General features: G+C 64.5%; 10 protein-coding genes. 3 read left to right on the top strand and 7 right to left on the bottom strand.

The window, feature by feature from the left end; genetic code table 11:
• Window position 1 precedes the first annotated feature (1 nt).
• On the top strand, window positions 2-1,165 hold the full coding sequence (locus tag CLV47_RS05555; RefSeq protein ID WP_106348025.1) for an acyl-CoA dehydrogenase family protein: 1,164 nt from the start codon (window positions 2-4) through the stop codon (window positions 1,163-1,165).
• 131 nt (window positions 1,166-1,296) lie between these two features.
• On the opposite strand, the gene leuA is transcribed toward CLV47_RS05555, so the two are convergent.
• Window positions 1,297-3,042 (bottom strand): 2-isopropylmalate synthase, encoded by a 1,746-nt coding sequence (leuA, locus tag CLV47_RS05560; protein ID WP_202862406.1) that lies wholly within the window; start codon window positions 3,040-3,042, stop codon window positions 1,297-1,299.
• A 456-nt stretch (window positions 3,043-3,498) separates the two neighbouring features.
• Here leuA and CLV47_RS05565 point away from each other — a divergent pair, with 456 nt between their 5' ends.
• Both CLV47_RS05565 and CLV47_RS05570 read left to right on the top strand, forming a co-directional pair.
• Window positions 3,499-4,764: an aspartate kinase gene (locus CLV47_RS05565; protein WP_106348180.1), complete on the top strand. Its 1,266-nt coding sequence runs from the start codon at window positions 3,499-3,501 to the stop codon at window positions 4,762-4,764.
• Between the two features lie 3 nt (window positions 4,765-4,767).
• The gene (locus tag CLV47_RS05570) at window positions 4,768-5,814 is read left to right on the top strand and encodes an aspartate-semialdehyde dehydrogenase (RefSeq protein ID WP_106348026.1); all 1,047 of its coding nucleotides are present in this window, start codon (window positions 4,768-4,770) and stop codon (window positions 5,812-5,814) included.
• A gap of 243 nt (window positions 5,815-6,057) precedes the next feature.
• On the opposite strand, the gene CLV47_RS05575 is transcribed toward CLV47_RS05570, so the two are convergent.
• The 6 genes from CLV47_RS05575 to CLV47_RS05600 all read right to left on the bottom strand — a co-directional run bounded on the left by CLV47_RS05575 (window position 6,058) and on the right by CLV47_RS05600 (window position 16,326).
• Window positions 6,058-6,966, bottom strand: a complete 909-nt coding sequence (locus tag CLV47_RS05575; protein WP_106348027.1) for a hypothetical protein — start codon at window positions 6,964-6,966, stop codon at window positions 6,058-6,060.
• Between the two features lie 934 nt (window positions 6,967-7,900).
• The gene (locus CLV47_RS05580) at window positions 7,901-8,812 is read right to left on the bottom strand and encodes an LLM class flavin-dependent oxidoreductase (protein WP_238145255.1); all 912 of its coding nucleotides are present in this window, start codon (window positions 8,810-8,812) and stop codon (window positions 7,901-7,903) included.
• A gap of 111 nt (window positions 8,813-8,923) precedes the next feature.
• Window positions 8,924-9,709 carry a phosphatase PAP2 family protein gene (locus CLV47_RS05585; protein ID WP_202862407.1) on the bottom strand — a complete coding sequence of 262 codons (786 nt, stop codon included), beginning with the start codon at window positions 9,707-9,709 and terminating at the stop codon, window positions 8,924-8,926.
• 86 nt (window positions 9,710-9,795) lie between these two features.
• Window positions 9,796-11,220 carry an MFS transporter gene (locus CLV47_RS05590; RefSeq protein WP_106348029.1) on the bottom strand — a complete coding sequence of 475 codons (1,425 nt, stop codon included), beginning with the start codon at window positions 11,218-11,220 and terminating at the stop codon, window positions 9,796-9,798.
• A gap of 351 nt (window positions 11,221-11,571) precedes the next feature.
• Entirely contained in the window at window positions 11,572-15,258 is a 3,687-nt protein-coding gene (gene eccCb, locus CLV47_RS05595; RefSeq protein ID WP_106348030.1) for a type VII secretion protein EccCb, read from the bottom strand.
• Between the two features lie 60 nt (window positions 15,259-15,318).
• The gene (locus CLV47_RS05600) at window positions 15,319-16,326 is read right to left on the bottom strand and encodes a PHP domain-containing protein (RefSeq protein ID WP_106348031.1); all 1,008 of its coding nucleotides are present in this window, start codon (window positions 16,324-16,326) and stop codon (window positions 15,319-15,321) included.
• Window positions 16,327-16,343: the final 17 nt, after the last annotated feature.

Here is a 16,343-nt window from a genome sequence, read left to right on the forward strand (position 1 = left end):
CATGACTGACTGGCCTGCTGTCGCTACCGACCTCGCCGAGGAATTCGCTTCGCGCGCCTCGGAGATCGACCGGGAAGCTCGCTTCCCCGTCGAGAACATCGAACGGATGAGGGAGGTCGGGTACCTGACGTCTGTCGTACCGACAGAACTGGGTGGAGGAGGAGCGGACCTCGCGACCTTTGCCACCTGCCAAAGAATCATCGCGGGGGGATGCGCATCAACCGCCCTCGCGATCAATATGCATCTCTTCGGCGTCGGCGCTGCGGCCGAGGGTTGGTACCGCGGCGAGCGTGAAGCCGAACCGATCCTGAGGATGGTCAGCTCTGGAGTCATTGTCGGAGGTAGCCTGACCGACGCTGCGACCGGGCTCAATGTGCGCACCTCCTCCACGCCGGCGAAGCCGGTGGACGGCGGATACGTGATCTCCGGGCGCAAAGCCTTCTGCTCGCTGGCCCCGGTGCTGCAGTTTTTCTGGGGGACCGCGGCGGACACCGAAACCGGTCAACTGCTGCTGTTCGGGATCCCGCGAGCCACCGAGGGTCTCAAGTTCGTCGACACCTGGGACACAATGGCGATGCGCGGCACCGGTTCGTGGGACGTCGTCTTCGAGGACGTTTTCGTGCCGGAGACCGCCGTACAGCGCGGCATGAACCCCGACCAGCCGCCCGTGTGGGACGCCGCCCAGGAGCGGATTTTCTCCTGGTTCGCCGCCTCCGTTGCCGCGGTCTATCTCGGTATTGGTCGTGCGGCGGCGGCGTTCGCATACGACTACGTCGGCAACCGGACTGTCACCGGTGCCTCGCTGCCGATGGCGCGCCAGCCTGCGCAGATTGCCAGCGCAGCAGACATCGAACTGACGCTGCGCCCGGCGGAGGCGATGCTGGGCGACGCACTTCGTCGGCGCATCGACGGAGAACTGCTGCAGCCCGCGGACATCCAGGCGCTGAAGTACGTCGCGGTCAATGCGGCCGATGCCGCTGTCGACCGGTGTGTGCGGATGGTCGGTGGGCATGGGATCTTCCGCAAGCTGCCGCTCGAACGCTACTACCGCGACGTACGGGCGGGGCAGTTTCACCCACCGTCCAACGATGTGGCGATTGAGACCATCGGCAAAGAGGTGCTGGGCATCGATCCCAACGCCGAACCCCGCTGGCCGTCCGACTAAGCCCCGAGCGTTCCGTGCGCGTCAGATGTCGACCGGGACGATCGCTGCCTGTGCTGCTTGTGTCATGAAAAGTGCACTTGTGTCACCGAGGTCGGTGACACAAGTGCACGATTCGTTACACGAGCGGGAAGTTAGACCAGTTCGGCGTCGCGGGCATCGCGGTTGACCGCCGAGATGATCGCTTTGAGAGAGGCGGTCACGATGTTGGCGTCGATACCCACGCCCCAGAGCACCCGCTCGCCGATCGCGCACTCGACGTACGACGCCGCGCGTGCGTCATCGCCGGCGCTCATCGCGTGCTCTGCGTAGTCGAGTACACGTACCTCGACGCCGACTTGTGACACCGCATCGCAGAAGGCGTTGATCGGGCCGTTGCCCTCGCCAGTGAGGGTGATCGGCTTGCCGTCGGCCTCGAGTTCGACGGTGATCGCATCGAGCTCGCCCTCCGTCGAGGTGTTGCTGTGCCCCTTAAGCGTGTAGCGGCCCCACGGCTTCTTGTCGTTAGGCAGGTACTCGTCGTTGAAGATCTCGAGCATCGCGTGTGGGGTGACTTCACCGCCGTCGGTGTCGGTCAGCCGCTGTACGACGCCGCTGAATTCGATCTGCAGCCGGCGCGGGAAGTCCATCTGGTATTCGGACTTCATGATGTAGGCGACGCCGCCCTTGCCGGACTGCGAGTTGACCCGGATAACCGCTTCGTAGGTGCGCCCGACGTCCTTCGGGTCGATCGGCAGGTAGGGGACGGCCCAGGGGATCTCGTCGACGGTCTTCTTGGCCGTGGCCGCGTCGCGGTCCATCCACTCGAAGCCCTTCTTGATCGCGTCCTGGTGGGACCCGGAGAAGGCGGTGTAAACGAGGTCGCCGCCGTACGGGTGGCGTTCGTTGACCGGCAACTGGTTGCAGTATTCGACCGTACGGCGGATTTCGTCGATGTCACTGAAGTTGATCTGCGGGTCGATGCCCTGGCTCATCAGGTTCATCCCGAGCGTCACGATGCACACGTTGCCGGTGCGCTCGCCGTTGCCGAACAGGCAGCCCTCGATGCGGTCGGCGCCTGCCATGTAGCCGAGCTCGGCTGCGGCGACGGCCTCACCGCGGTCGTTGTGCGGGTGCAGCGACAGGATGACCGAGTCACGGTTGTTGAGGTGGCGTCCCATCCACTCGATCGAGTCGGCGTACACGTTGGGCGTGGCCATCTCGACGGTCGCGGGCAGGTTGATGATGACCGGCCAGTCCGGCGTCGGCTCCCACACATCCATGACCTTGTTGCTGATCTCGGCCGCGAACTCCAGCTCGGTGCCGGTGTAGGACTCGGGGGAGTACTCGAAGCGGATGTCGGTGTTGCCGGCCATCTCGCGGTACTTCACGCACTGCTGCGCACCGTTGAGGGCGATATCGACGATGCCGTCGGTGTCCAGACCGAACACGACCCGGCGCTGCAGCGTCGAGGTGGAGTTGTAGAGATGCACGATGGCCCGGCCCGCGCCGCGGACCGACTCGAAGGTGCGCTCGATGAGTTCGTCGCGCGCCTGGGTCAGGACCTGGATCGTGACGTCGTCGGGGATCGCGTCCTGCTCGATGATTTGGCGGACGAAATCGAAGTCGGTCTGGCTCGCGGCCGGGAAACCGACCTCGATTTCCTTGTAGCCCATTTTGATCAGAAGATCGAACATCCGGCGCTTGCGGGCAGGAGTCATCGGGTCGATGAGCGCCTGGTTGCCGTCACGCAGGTCTACGGCACACCACTGCGGCGCGCGTTCGATCACCGTGTCCGGCCAGGTACGGTCCGGCAGGGAGATCGGCTGGAATGGCGCGTATTTGTGGATCGGCATTCCGGACGGCTGCTGCGGGTTGATGAATCGCGTGGTGTTGCCCATGGTCTTACGTGGCTCCTCATTCGGCGGAATGATGATGGCTGCCGGATGGCGGCAGGGATTCCGCGGATTAGTGTAAAAGTTCGATGCTTCGACGCGGATTCGCTGTGGGATCTACGCGTAGGTGATGCGTCGCGTCGGCGTACATGCCAAAACTCCGCGACGAGGGTGCCGACCTCTAAAGGGTCTCGTCGCGGCCGCTAAGGAGTAGGAGCGCGCCGTACATAGTGATTGACTGTAAACCCACCGCTTCGTACATGACAACCCGGGGGTACGCCGGTTCAGCGTGCGTCTGCTCATATTCAGTGGGCGCGGCAATGCGGCGGCGGTAGGATCGTCGTTGGTATCAAGCGGCCGACTGTCGGCTGACCTGGTGCTGAGCAGCCCGCGAGTGGGCAGCAACCTTGTTGGGAGTCATCGCGGACCCGGAGGCGGGTCCTTTTTCGTGTGGAGGTTCCGGTGGCGCTAGTCGTCCAGAAGTACGGCGGATCGTCGGTACAGGACGCTGACCGGATCAAGCGGGTAGCCGAACGTATCGTCGAGACGCGCCGCGCCGGCAACGACGTCGTCGTGGTGGTCAGCGCGATGGGTGACTTCACCGACGAGTTGCTCGATCTGGCCGAGAAGGTCACGCCGCTCCCTCCTGCTCGTGAGCTCGACATGCTGCTCACCTCCGGCGAGCGCATCAGCAACGCACTCGTCGCGATGGCAATCGACGCGCTCGGTGCCGAAGCCCGATCCTTTACCGGATCGCAAGCCGGCGTGATTACCGATGCTCAACATGGCCGCGCCAAGATCATCGACGTGACTCCGGGCCGTGTGCGCCAAGCGCTCGATGACGGTGCGATTGCACTTGTGGCTGGCTTCCAGGGCGTCTCGCAGGACAGCAAGGAGATCACCACGCTCGGCCGAGGCGGTTCGGACACCACCGCGATAGCGCTCGCGGCCGGGCTTGGCGCCGACGTGTGTGAGATCTACACCGATGTCGACGGCGTCTACACCGCCGACCCGAGGATCGTCCCCAACGCCTCCCAACTGCGCACCATCACGTACGAAGAGATGCTCGAGATGGCCGCCTCCGGCGCCAAGATCCTGCACCTGCGCGCGGTCGAATACGCCCGCGCATATGACATTCCCCTTCACGTCCGGTCGTCGTACACCACGAAGCCCGGCACCGTTGTCCAAGGATCGATGGAGGATCTTCCTGTGGAACAGGCGATCATCACCGGCGTCGCGCACGACCGGTCGGAAGCAAAAATCACCGTGATCGGCGTCGTCGATCACCCGGGTACGTCGGGCAAGATCTTCCGCACAATCGCGGACAACGAGATCAACATCGACATGGTTGTGCAAAACGTGTCGGCGGTCGGCACCGGCAAGACCGACGTGACCTTCACGCTCCCGAAGAACGATGGACAGCGCGCCATGGAAGCGCTCAACCGCAGCCGCGCCGAGCTCGGCTTCGACCGGCTGCTGTACGACGACCACATCGGCAAGGTCTCGCTGATCGGCGCCGGCATGCGTTCGCATCCGGGCGTGACGGCGACCTTCTGTGAGGCGCTGGCGTCGGTCGACGTCAATATCGAGATCATCTCGACCTCCGAAATTCGCATTTCGGTGCTGACCCGGGACACCGAGGTCGATTCCGCCGTGGCGGCATTACACGAAGCTTTCCAGCTCGGTGGCGATCAGGTCGCCGAGGTACACGCAGGGACGGGACGATAGATCATGGGATTCACTGTTGGAATTGTTGGCGCGACCGGTCAGGTCGGCGGCGTCATGCGCACGCTTCTCGCGGAGCGCAACTTTCCGGTAGATAAGATTCGCTACTTCGCGTCTGCCCGTTCGGCCGGGTCGACCCTGCCGTGGGGTGACGAGCAGATCACCGTCGAGGACGCCTCCGAAGCGGACCTCACGGGGCTGGACATCGCGCTGTTTTCCGCGGGCGGGGCGACGTCTAAGGCGCTCGCACGGAAGTACGCCGAGGCCGGCGCTATCGTCATCGACAACTCGTCGGCGTGGCGGATGAACCCTGACGTGCCGCTGATCGTCTCCGAGGTCAACCCCGAAGCGATCAAGGACGCCAAACTCGGCATCATCGCCAACCCCAACTGCACGACGATGGCCGCTATGCCGGTGCTGCGCGCACTGCACGCTGAGGCCGGCCTCACCCGGCTGGTCGCCTCGACGTACCAGGCGGTTTCCGGCAGTGGTGTCGCCGGCGTCGACGAGCTCGCCGACCAGGCCAGTGCTGTGGTCGATGGCGCCCGCGGGCTGGCGTTTGCCGGCGACGCGGTCGAATTTCCGCAGCCGCAGAAGTACGTCGCACCCATCGCATTCAACGTGCTTGCGATGGCCGGTAGCGTCGTCGAGGACGGTTCCAACGAGACCGACGAAGAGCAGAAGCTGCGCAACGAAAGCCGCAAGATCCTCGGTATCCCGGGGCTTCTCGTGTCCGGCACGTGTGTGCGGGTGCCGGTCTTCACGGGCCACTCGCTCTCGATTAACGTCGAGTTCGATTCGCCGATCACGGCGCAGCGCGCGGCCGAAGTGCTTGCTAACGCGCCGGGTGTCGAGCTGGTCGACGTGCCGACACCGTTGATGGCCGCCGGCCAGGATCCGTCGTACGTCGGACGCATCCGGCAGGATCAGAGCGTCGCGGACAACAAGGGCCTGGCGCTGTTCATCAGCAACGACAACCTGCGCAAGGGCGCCGCGCTCAACACGATCCAGATCGCCGAGCTGATCGCCGCGAGCAAGACCGCCGCGGTCTAGGGCGATCACTGGACTCGATACTCGCGGCTGGACGCAGCGGTGGGTTTTATGGGACCGCTCGGACGATCAGATCGCCGCCCATTTGGTCGATGCCGGGCTCCGTATCGCCACCATCGACGGCGCGTGGATCACCGCAACCCGGTAACTCCGCGTCATCGCATTGGCGTGGGGTGCGTTCGTCTCGGACCTGCTGCGCCTACGATTCATCCGCTCTCACTCATGCGGTAGCTGCAGGCTGCGATGTCACCATAATCTGGGCATTTCTGGAGCCTCTAGTTCGGTCGGCAGTTCTGCCGACGGCGTGCTGGACGTGAAGGCGGTGCGCAGCCAACACGTGCACTCGGACGTCCAGTTCCACAAGGTCGTGCTCACGGCGCCGGTGCGGACCGGGACAAACAGGGCGCTAAGCAGACCGGCGAAGGTCAGGTGCACCCCGTCGTAGTCGCGCGTCACGGCGTTCCATGTAGGCGCCAGGCCGTGGTCGATACCACCACAGTTCAGCAGACTGCGGTCCGGACCCGGGTGAGTCTCTGGGTCCCCGTAGGTCAGAGCCAGGGCATGCCAGTCGACCGCCGAGGTGATCTCGTACACCCGCGCGTGGGAGTCGACTTTGAGGCGGGTCTGGGCCACCGGATAGATCGGGTCGGCATCCCAGCCGTAGGCCAGCTCGCCATGACCTCCACTGGCGATCACTTCGCCATCCCGGACGGGGAGCAGAGTCGATGTCAGCACTGAGTCGATGGGGCGCTGCGCGTAGGTGACATTCCACAAGCCCGGCATGCCGGCCGAGGTGGGTAGATGCATTGGGTCCGGTCTCGGGGTCCGTTCGGCGGCGCGTTGGTCGACCAGGTGTACCTGGTTCGAGCCCGCTGCGGGCTGCTGCCACCAGGTGTTGCGCGGATCGGCCAGGACGGCGTTGACAAGGCTGCGCAGGGGCCGCACTTGCTCCAGGACTTGGGCGCGCAGGCGAGCCGAGCCGGGCGAGGGAACCCAGGGCGTGAGGTCGGCGATCGCACTTGAGGCCAGTGCCGTCACCAGCGCCGGGTTGGCCAGGGCGTCGGCGTCCAGACCGCCGCGGTCGGCCAGGACGAACACCGCAGCGGCCACTGGGGCACGCGAGAAGTCATCCGCTCGTTCCGCCAGATCGCGCATCCACTCAGTCTCCCAACTCTCCGGCCGTGGTCCCCTGTCAGCTGAGCACCCGATTAATCACCGATTGCGCGAGTGTAGGCGGGGTGTCGCCGGAAATACGACCTGACCGCGCTGGCTCGTCCCGGCAGCGGGGTACGCACCACATTGTTGAATCAACGGGACAAGAAACTCATCGTGCAGCTGCGGGGCAAGAAATCGCTTCCCGCCGGCGTGCGGGTCGACATCGAGAAGCCTCCGTTGAACCGATGTTGTGGATACCCGATCAAGTCGTAGGAGCCATCGGCGATGCCGGGGCAGGCGAGTCCGAGTGGATTGATCCTCTGCGGCCGATGCGGACGCGGGTGGATATCCGTCTCTAGACAGCGCGAAGGCCAGGTCCCGTCTGTACGGCGGGGATCCTGGCCTTAACTTCCCACTCACCCGCAGGAGGGGGCTTCGCGTACTAGCCTAGCCCGCGGTCGCCACCAGTGCTACCAGCGCGAGGCCCGGCCGCGTGCCGTACTTGATCGAGACACCCCGAATTAGGGATGTAGCGCAGCGCAATTCAGAAGGAGTAATCCAGCCGATGCTCGTCCTCGAAGCCACCCCACCGCAAGATAAGCGACGGCGCAGAACTGTTTGGCAGCGACGAGCCTAATCAACGCCCGGGCGCGTACCGGTTTCGCGGTGATCGACTACATGACTGCCCATATGGCGGCGTCGTCGATCATGATGGCTCTTTGCGACCGTGATGCGTGCGGCGGCACGAGTCCGTCCTGACTACGGATCGTTCATGATGGCAAATGTGTTTCCGACGACGAGCGGCAACGACCCGCCGCAGAAGGCGTCATCTAAACCAGTAGCGGCAGACGTTCTAGGCGCGCGGGGCGTGTGCCTACAACGTTCGGGCGCCCACGCCTTCGAAGGGATCATTCGTATGTTCCCGGCCGGCGGGCTAGCTGCTAAAGGCGTCGAAGACGGCCTGTACGCCGGCGAGGTGCCCACCCTTGAGCGCCGATGGGACCAGGATCGGGGTGGTGACGCCCGCTTCCTGCCATGCTGTGACGCCGTCGCGGACTTCGGCGGCGCTGCCGTAGAGCGTGGAGTTGGACAGCCAACGATCGCTCATCAATTCGGGCAGGCGCTTGAGGTCATCGTCTGCGATGGCCGCCTCGATCGCAGTCATCTCTTCTTCGTAGCCGGCGGATTTCCAGTAGTTACGGTAGTTGGGCAGCATCACGTAACCGGTCAGCGACTTGCGGTGCTTTGCCGCAGCGGCCTCCTTGTCCTCGTCGATGATGGTCGGAATCATGTTGGCCACGACGAATCCGGCATCGCGCTTCTGTTGAGGAATCCGCGCGATCGAGCGGGGGATGTCGTTGAGCGAGCAGTTGGCCCAAATCGCGCCCTCGGCGATCTCGACCGACAGGTCGACCATCTTGTCGCGCAACGTCGCGAGCAGCACCGGCGGGAGCCCGGCCCCGGCCACGCCTGGAGCGGGGTCACTGGCATGCAGATCGGCGACGTACTGGCGGATGTCGCTGAGCGGACGGCCTCGACTGGCGCCGACCCGGTCAAGCGCCGGCGCGTGGCTGACACCGATACCCAACGAGAAGCGGCCGCCGGAGATCTCGTTGAGGTATGACGCCTGGTTGGCCAGCTGTGCGGCAACCTGGAAGTAGATCGGCTGGATCGACGTCGCAAACTTGATCGACTTCGTCAGATGGGCGATCGAGCTACAAATGCCAAGCGCGTCGCCGCTGCTCGGGCAGTAGATTGCGCTGAACCCTCGCTGGTCCGCTTCCACCGCGGCATCGACGGTGGCTTGCCGCCGTCCGGGGACAGCTATTAACGAAATCGCAGGCATGTTGGTCACAGGGCGGTCCTCAGAGTCGTCGTAGATGTGGTTAGTCAGACTCGACAAGGATGTCGAGTACGGCGTACCCGTGTCAACCGAGGAGATGGGGCAATGGTCGCATCACTCGATCGACCTCTTGCTCCTGTGGAGTCTCCACCGAGCGACGGTCACGGTCCACACGGCCGCAGTCGCGATCGAGACTGACAGCAGCACCACGCTCCCGGCCACGTCCAAGACGTAGTGGTTGCCGGTGGTGAGAACGACCGCGATCATGACAATCGGGAATAGCCAGACGAGTAGCGCGAGACGCGGACGCCTGCTGCGCAGCGCCAACCATGCGGCATAGGCGCCCAACGCAGACCACCCGACGTGCATGCTTGGCATCGCCGAGAAGTGGTTCTGCCCATTCGTCATATCGCGCGAGGTGTCGCCTAAGACAAGGTCATGCTCGGCAACGATGTCGATAATTCCGTCCAGACCAAATCGCGGCGGAGACATCGGCACCAGCCAGAAGGCCACCAACGCCAACGGCATCATTACCAGCAGGGTGCGGCGGACGGTGAGGTAGGTCTCGGCGTGCCGAAAAAGCACCCACAGCAACACGACGGCAAGCGGCACGTAGTACCGGCGGTAGTACAGAACCGCCGCCTGCATCAGAACTGCGTGCTCAGCAAGCCAGTGATTAGCGGCCACCTCGATATCCAGGTTCAGTGTGCGTTCGACTGATTGCAGCGCCCGCGCGTTCGCGTTCGCCTGCGCGACATCGCTGCCTGCCAAGTTGTGCAACCGCGAGAACAGCACCAGGCACACCGTCAACACGGCTAGTTCGGCCACCGGCCGATGCCACCCGCGCGAGTTCAGGCCCGAGTGACGGTTGCGCTGATCCCACTGACCCCCGGCGCTCATGTCGCTACCGACCTGGAGACGGTACCGAGGTCGGCCATCAAACGATGGTAAAGGACACCCGAGAATTGCGAGATCGCCAAGCGGAACTAGTGTGCCTTGGCGAGCCGCTGGCTCAGGGGGATAGCGGCGAGACCGATAATCGCGATGCCGATCGAGGTCGCCGCGAACGCCCCGCCCTGGCCCCAGGCCGAGGTGGTGAGCGCTAGATATGCGGTGCCGACCGTCGCCGCGCCGAGCGCGATGCAGGTCTGCTGTGTCGTGACGAGTACGCCGCTGCCGAGCCCGGCCTGTTCGGCGGGTACCTGGTCGATGACGACGCCGAACAGCGGCATCATCACCAGACCCTGGCCCGCGCCGCCGACCAACAGCGGGGCGGCGAGATTCCACGGGGTGATGTGCGGCCAGGACAGGAGCACGACGGCACCCAGCGCGCAGTAGCCGATGATCAACATGATCCAGCCGGTGGTGATCAAGTATCCGCCGTACCGCCGTTGCAAGGCCGGCAGCGGGATCGACACGGCCAGGAAGCCGATCGCCATCGACAGCAGCGTAAGGCCGCCTTCGAGCGCGGACATGCCGGCGCCGGTCTGGGTGGCGATCGCGACGACGAACATAAACCCGCCGAACGTCGTGAAGAACGCGACTGCGACCGTCAGCCCGAGGCGTAGCGGCGGCAGCGCGATCGTGCTTGGCGGCACAAGAGGAGTGCGCAGCGTGCCGTCCAGTCGTCGCTGTAGGAACAGAAATGCGGCCCCGGCCGGGACCGAGGCGGCCATGACCAGCCAGATCCATAACGGCCAACCCAACGGCCGGCCCTCGGTCAGTGGGAATAGCAGCAGCGAGAGCGTGACGATGAGCAGGATTGCGCCGACCCAGTCGATGGCCAGCCGGCGCTCAGCCTTGGTCTCCGGCAGCAGTCGTAGCGCGAAGACGAAGCCGACTGCACTGATCGGGACGGTGACAAGGAATACCGAACGCCACTGCAGGCCGGCGATGTTTGCTTCGACGAGCACGCCGCCGAGGATCTGGCCGAACGCTGTGGCCAGTCCGCCGGCAGCCCCGAATAGCCCAATCGCGCGGACCCGGTGCTCGCCGGTGAGAGTGGCGCTGATGATGGCCAGCACTTGCGGGGTCATCATTGCTCCGCTGGCACCCTGACCGGCACGCATCGCCAGCAGCGTGCCGATGTTGGGGGACAGCGCGCACAGTAGGGAGAACACGCCGAACCCGGCCATGCCGATCAGGAACAGCCGCTTGCGTCCATAGCTGTCGCCGAGCCTGCCCCCGACGACAACAAGCGCGGCCGTAGCGATCCCGTAGCAGCCGATGACCAGTTGCAAGGCCGCTGGTGTCGCGTGCAGATCTGTGCCAATCGACGGTAGCGCGACGTTGGTGATGAAGAACGAAAGCATGGTCAGCAAGGCGCCACTGATCAGCGTGTACGTCGCCGCGGTACCCATACGTCGTTCGTCGTCGGGCGGTACTTCTCTGACTATGGTCCGCTCGCTCATCAGCTACGTCTCTGTCGACTGTCGTGATCGACCTGACCACGCTCCTATCACTGTGCCGTATGGGCCTGACAATTCTTCGCGGCGGGTGGCCGCCGACCGGAGGCGGCGCACTGTTGTCCACTCGTTGACCCGCGTAATCTTCAACCATGAGACGCGCCGTGCTCTGGGTGAGCGGCATCCTATGGGTGTGGAGTTGGCGAACGATGTGGCTGGAGATCTTCCGGTGGCACCACGTAACCCGATCGTTCCGTTTTAACGCCGGCCCGCCGATCCCGGGTACGTCGATCTATGCACACCCGGGGCGGCCGTTGCGTTTCCTCTACCTGGTCTTTGGTCTTGCGCCCGTGACGTTCATAGTGGCGATCGTCGCGGGACATACGCGACCTGGACCTCCAGTGTGCCCACCGTGCGGCCGGCGTACGTCCCGCGACCAGGGACCTGACGGCTCGCCGGTACGCCGAAGATGCGGCCCTCGTCGGGCGGGGCGCTGAGAAGCAGCGTCGGCGTTTGAAGCTCGATCAACTGGGCGACGATCGGGTCAAGTGCAGCTCTCGTGGCGCCGGCCGCACGCCGGGTGAGGAAGACCCGTAGGCCGACATCGCGGGCGTGCGGGAGGTACTCGAGCAGCGGAAGCAGAGGATGGGCTGCCGTATTCGCTACGAGGTCGTAGTCGTTGACGAGCACGTAGATCTGCGGGCCACTCCACCAGTTGCGATCACGCAGCTGTGTCTCCGTCGCTTCGTTGGTGGGCAGGCGGGCGGCCAACCCATCGCATACGCCGGTGATCAGCTCGTTCGCATGGTCCTTGGTCGCGGCGTACCCGAGGATCGCCGCGTCGTCGAAATCGCCGAATAGATCGCGGCGGTAGTCGATGACGACCAGTTTTGCCGTACCCGCAGGGAAAGTGTCTTGGACCTGACAGCCAATGCTGCGTAGTAGCGACGTCTTGCCTGACGCGGGATCGCCGAGAGTGACCAGACCGATCTCCTCGTCCGGGTCGAGGCAGAGCGGCTCAAACGTGCGGCCATTGAGCCCGAGACAGATCCGGTTATGCGGATAGGTAAGGGTTTCCAGCGGGATGACGCTTGGGAGAGGCTCGAGGTGGGGCGCCGCCGGACCGTGCCAGTCCCGGGCGATCCGGCTGACTAAAGCTCGTTCTGCGGCGGCGGCGCGCGTGATGCCCCGGGTGCGGTCAGCGCGCGGTACGGCGGCGAGAAAATGTCGGCCGTCCGGCGTCAGCCCGCGCCCAGGCGTGTCGGCGGGGATGGCTTCTTGCGCGCGCCGGCTGATGTCCGAGTCGAGACTGTCGCCGAGCTTGAGCTCGAGCCTGGTGCCGAACAAGTCCCGCAACCCATGTCGTAGGTCCGACCAGCGATGAGTGCTGAGCACTAGGTGCACGCCGTACGCCGCACCGCGTTCGGCGATCGCCCTGACCTGTATCGATAGTTCTTCGAAGTCGTGGCTAAATCCGGCGTACCCGTCGATCACCAGAAACGTGTCCGCGCCGTCGTACGTCGGCGCGCCCTCGCGCGTGGCAATGAGGTCGGTGAGGGCTTGGACGGTACGCCGTACCATCTCGGGATCTCTGCCCGCCGTGAAATTTCCGGTGTGCGGCAAGGGTTCGAGTGCTGCCAACGAACCGTCGGAAAAGTCCAGAAGATAGAAGTTGGCCTCTGCCGGTGTATGCCGGAGTGCGGCCGCGAGCACGATCGTTCGCAGCAAGGATGACTTGCCAGAACGGGGAGCGCCAACGACAGCCAAGTGCGAACCGGCGCGGGAGAAATCCACCGCCAGTCGGCTGCGACGTTGCTGCAGCGGTTCGTCAACGGTGCCGATCGGGACGACAAGCGGAGGTCGAGCGGGGTCCGCGCCGTACCCGCGACCGGTACGAGTCGCGAGCGTCGGATGCATGGCATCGAGTGGATCGGCCAGGTCCAACGGCGGCAGCCAGATCTTGTGCGCCGGCTCGCCGACGCAGGTGAGCGCGGCGATCAGCAGCGCCGCATTGTCGCCCGTAAGGCCTCCGCTGAGCTTGTCGAATGGCTTGTCAACGGACTTGTCGTGAGAGGGCTTCGCCGAACCAAGAAGGGAGAAACGCTCGACCGTCACTTCGTTTGGTGCGGCGGGCGCCGATGCGACGTGTCCCAATGTATGTGCCGCCTTGAACCGGATGAGCGACGTGCTGTCGCTGCGCAACAAGGCATGGCCGGGGGCCGATGGCAGTTCGCTTGCATCGGGTACGCCGATTGCGGCGCGTGACTCGCCGGCGGAGAACGTCCGCAGTGCTATCCGGTAGGAAAGGTGAGATTCCAAGCCACGGACCCGGGCCTCGTCAAGGTGCTGCGTGGCAAGTAAAAGGTGGATCCCTAACGACCGACCAAGTCTCCCGATCTGGACGAAGACATCGATGAAGTCTGGCTGCTGGGCCAGCAGCTCGGTAAATTCATCGACGACGATGACCAGGCTTGGAAGCGGCGGAAGATCAGGTCGAGCCGAGCGGCGCTGGGCGTATTCGCCGATCGACGTCGCATGTCCGGCCGCGCTAAGGAGGCGTTGCCTCCGGCTCAGCTCGCTGGCCAATGCGTCGCGCATTCGGTCGACCATGACGATGTCGTCTTGCAGGTTGGTGATCAACGCCGACGTGTGCGGTATCCCAGACATATCGGCGAACGTGGCGCCGCCTTTGAAGTCGACGAGCACGAAGTTAAGCAAGTCTGGTGGATGTGTCGCCGCCGCACCGAGGACCATGGTGCGCAACAGCTCCGATTTGCCCGAGCCAGTTGCGCCGACGACAAGCCCGTGCGGTCCGATACCTCCCTGAGCCGGCTCCTTGATATCCAAGAACAGCGGCCGCAGATCTGTGGTCGTGCCCATTGGTAGCGTCAGCCGCTGTTGCGCATTCCGCGCGTTGGCCCGGATCGCCTCCACGTCGATCGCCCGTATGCCGGGGATTTTCAGAAGCGTATAGAGCGAGTTGTCACTCTCATTGACGCCGGCGCCCTCGGCGTACCTTCGGGCTATTGCCCGGGCGACGGCCTCGGCCTCGGCTGCTGACAGCGAGTCCGCGCGCGCACGAGTGTTAGCCGCGTCGTCACGTCGGAGGGTGACATAGCCGCCCTCGATGTGAAGCTGAGCGTCGTACGTCGAGGCGGCGCCGAGGTGGATGACAGTCACCCGGTCGCCACCGTCAATGGTCAGTGGTGTGCCGTCGGTCAGGACGATCGAGTGCCCGGCCTCATGTCGGAGCCGCTCGACGAGATCCATGGGCGATACAGCGATGCGTCCGTGAGTGTGTGGTAGCCATTTCGCCCACTCCCAATCGCTGATTTCGTCGCTGTATATGTAAATCGAGAGTCCGCCGGGCCGGTGAAACGCGCCGGCATGTGTGATTAATGCGCGGCCGAGCCCAAGGACCTCCTGTCGGGTTCCGGCAATTCGGATGTTTTTGTGGTCGTATACCGAGATGGTCGTTGGCAGGTCAGGGAGTGACGAGTGCGCTTGGATGAACAGATCGAGTTGCCTGACACTCGCGATATCCGGCTCCGACTCGGAACCGTCGGGTTCAACTCGAAGGACAGCCATGAGCGGTTGGGCGGCCACTCCGAATCGGAGTGCCCCGAAATCGCGGTCACCGGCGTTGCGTGGCTTGATGGAGGGTGCGATGGCGCAGAGTGTCTGTGGTGTAGGGAATCGCTCGTTCATTTGAGCCCTCTGCATGCGTGCGATGTCTCTGACGACGGCGCGCTGCCCCCGAAGGTAGGCGTCGTACGATCGACGCTTTCGCGCCAGACCCTGTTTCTTAGAACCACGCCCGCGAGCAATTAGGCCGACGACCATTCCCAACGACAGCAGCAGAAACGCTCCGCCGGCGATGTAGGTAGCGGGATGGCGTGGCCCCGCGAACATGTACGCCACCGATCCGAGTCCACCCATCGCGGGCAGCGCGGTCATCAGGCCGCCGGCACCGTTGGCGTCAGGGACCGTGGGAGGCGCGCGCAGCACGATCTCGTCGTACGTGGAATCGGCTGCCCCGTGCATGGGTTCAGACCGTAGCGCCGTTGACGCGAATGGCGCGGCGACTATCCACAGGCGAGCGGTCTACCTATTGTCGGCGCACCATTCGAGAAGTTCGTCGACGGGAAGAGTGTTGATGACTCGGTCTGCCGGCACGTCGCGCGCCTCGGCACGCTCGCAACCGTAGCCCTGCCAGTCGAGCTGGCCCGGTGCGTGCGCGTCGGTATCGATCGCGAACTGGCAGCCCATCTCAAGGGCGAGGTCGATAAGTCGGTCGGGTGGGTCTTGGCGTTCGGGTCGGCTGTTGATCTCGACCGCCGTACCGAACTGGCGGCATCCTTCGAAAACGATCTCTGCGTCGAACTCGGACTCAGGTCTTGTCCCACGAGCGCCTTCGACGAGTCGCCCTGTGCAATGTCCGAGTACGTCGACGAGCGGGTTGGCGATGGCGGTGACCATGCGCCTGGTCATCGTCGTACGGTCCGACCGGAGCTTGGAGTGAACGCTCGCGACGACGATGTCGAGCTCGGCGAGAAGTTGGGGGTCTTGGTCAAGCGTCCCGTCCTCGAGGATGTCGACTTCGATCCCGGTGAGGATGCGAAACGGTGCGAGTTCGACGTTGAGCCGCGCGACGACGTCCAACTGGTCGCGCAGCCGGTCCGCGGACAGCCCGTTGGCCACTGTCAGGCGCGGCGAGTGGTCGGTCAGCGCGCAGTAGTCGTGGCCGAGAATGGCCGCGCGACGCATCATTTCCTCGATCGGGCTTCCACCGTCGGACCAGTTGGAATGAGTGTGCAGGTCACCGCGGAGCGCCGCTCGCAGTTCGCCGCCGCCGATAGGCTTGGCCTCGTCCATCAGCTCGGCGAGGTACGCCGGCGTCCCGTCGTACGACTCGGCGATGACCTTCGCCGTCTTCGGGCCGATGCCGGCGAGCTTCTGCCAACTGTGGTCGTTCTGATGTGTGGCACGTTCATCGGCACTAAGACCCTCGACGATGTCCGCTGCGCGCCGGTACGCCTTGACGCGGTGGGTTTCGGAGCGGGCACGCTCAAGCCAGTACGCGATCTCGCGGAGTGCCTCGACAGGATCCATCCTCCTACCGTAGGGGT

The sequence above is a fragment of the Antricoccus suffuscus genome, assembly GCF_003003235.1.
In the GTDB taxonomy this organism is placed as follows: Bacteria; Actinomycetota; Actinomycetes; order Mycobacteriales; family Antricoccaceae; genus Antricoccus; species Antricoccus suffuscus.

Coding starts and splice junctions, on each gene's coding strand:
- CLV47_RS05555 (WP_106348025.1), top strand. CDS start 2: ATGACTGACTGGCCTGCTGTCGCTACCGACCTCGCCGAGGAATTCGCT.
- leuA (WP_202862406.1), bottom strand. CDS start 3,042: ATGGGCAACACCACGCGATTCATCAACCCGCAGCAGCCGTCCGGAATG.
- CLV47_RS05570 (WP_106348026.1), top strand. CDS start 4,768: ATGGGATTCACTGTTGGAATTGTTGGCGCGACCGGTCAGGTCGGCGGC.
- CLV47_RS05575 (WP_106348027.1), bottom strand. CDS start 6,966: ATGCGCGATCTGGCGGAACGAGCGGATGACTTCTCGCGTGCCCCAGTG.
- CLV47_RS05580 (WP_238145255.1), bottom strand. CDS start 8,812: ATGCCTGCGATTTCGTTAATAGCTGTCCCCGGACGGCGGCAAGCCACC.
- CLV47_RS05585 (WP_202862407.1), bottom strand. CDS start 9,709: ATGAGCGCCGGGGGTCAGTGGGATCAGCGCAACCGTCACTCGGGCCTG.
- CLV47_RS05590 (WP_106348029.1), bottom strand. CDS start 11,220: ATGAGCGAGCGGACCATAGTCAGAGAAGTACCGCCCGACGACGAACGA.
- eccCb (WP_106348030.1), bottom strand. CDS start 15,258: ATGCACGGGGCAGCCGATTCCACGTACGACGAGATCGTGCTGCGCGCG.
- CLV47_RS05600 (WP_106348031.1), bottom strand. CDS start 16,326: ATGGATCCTGTCGAGGCACTCCGCGAGATCGCGTACTGGCTTGAGCGT.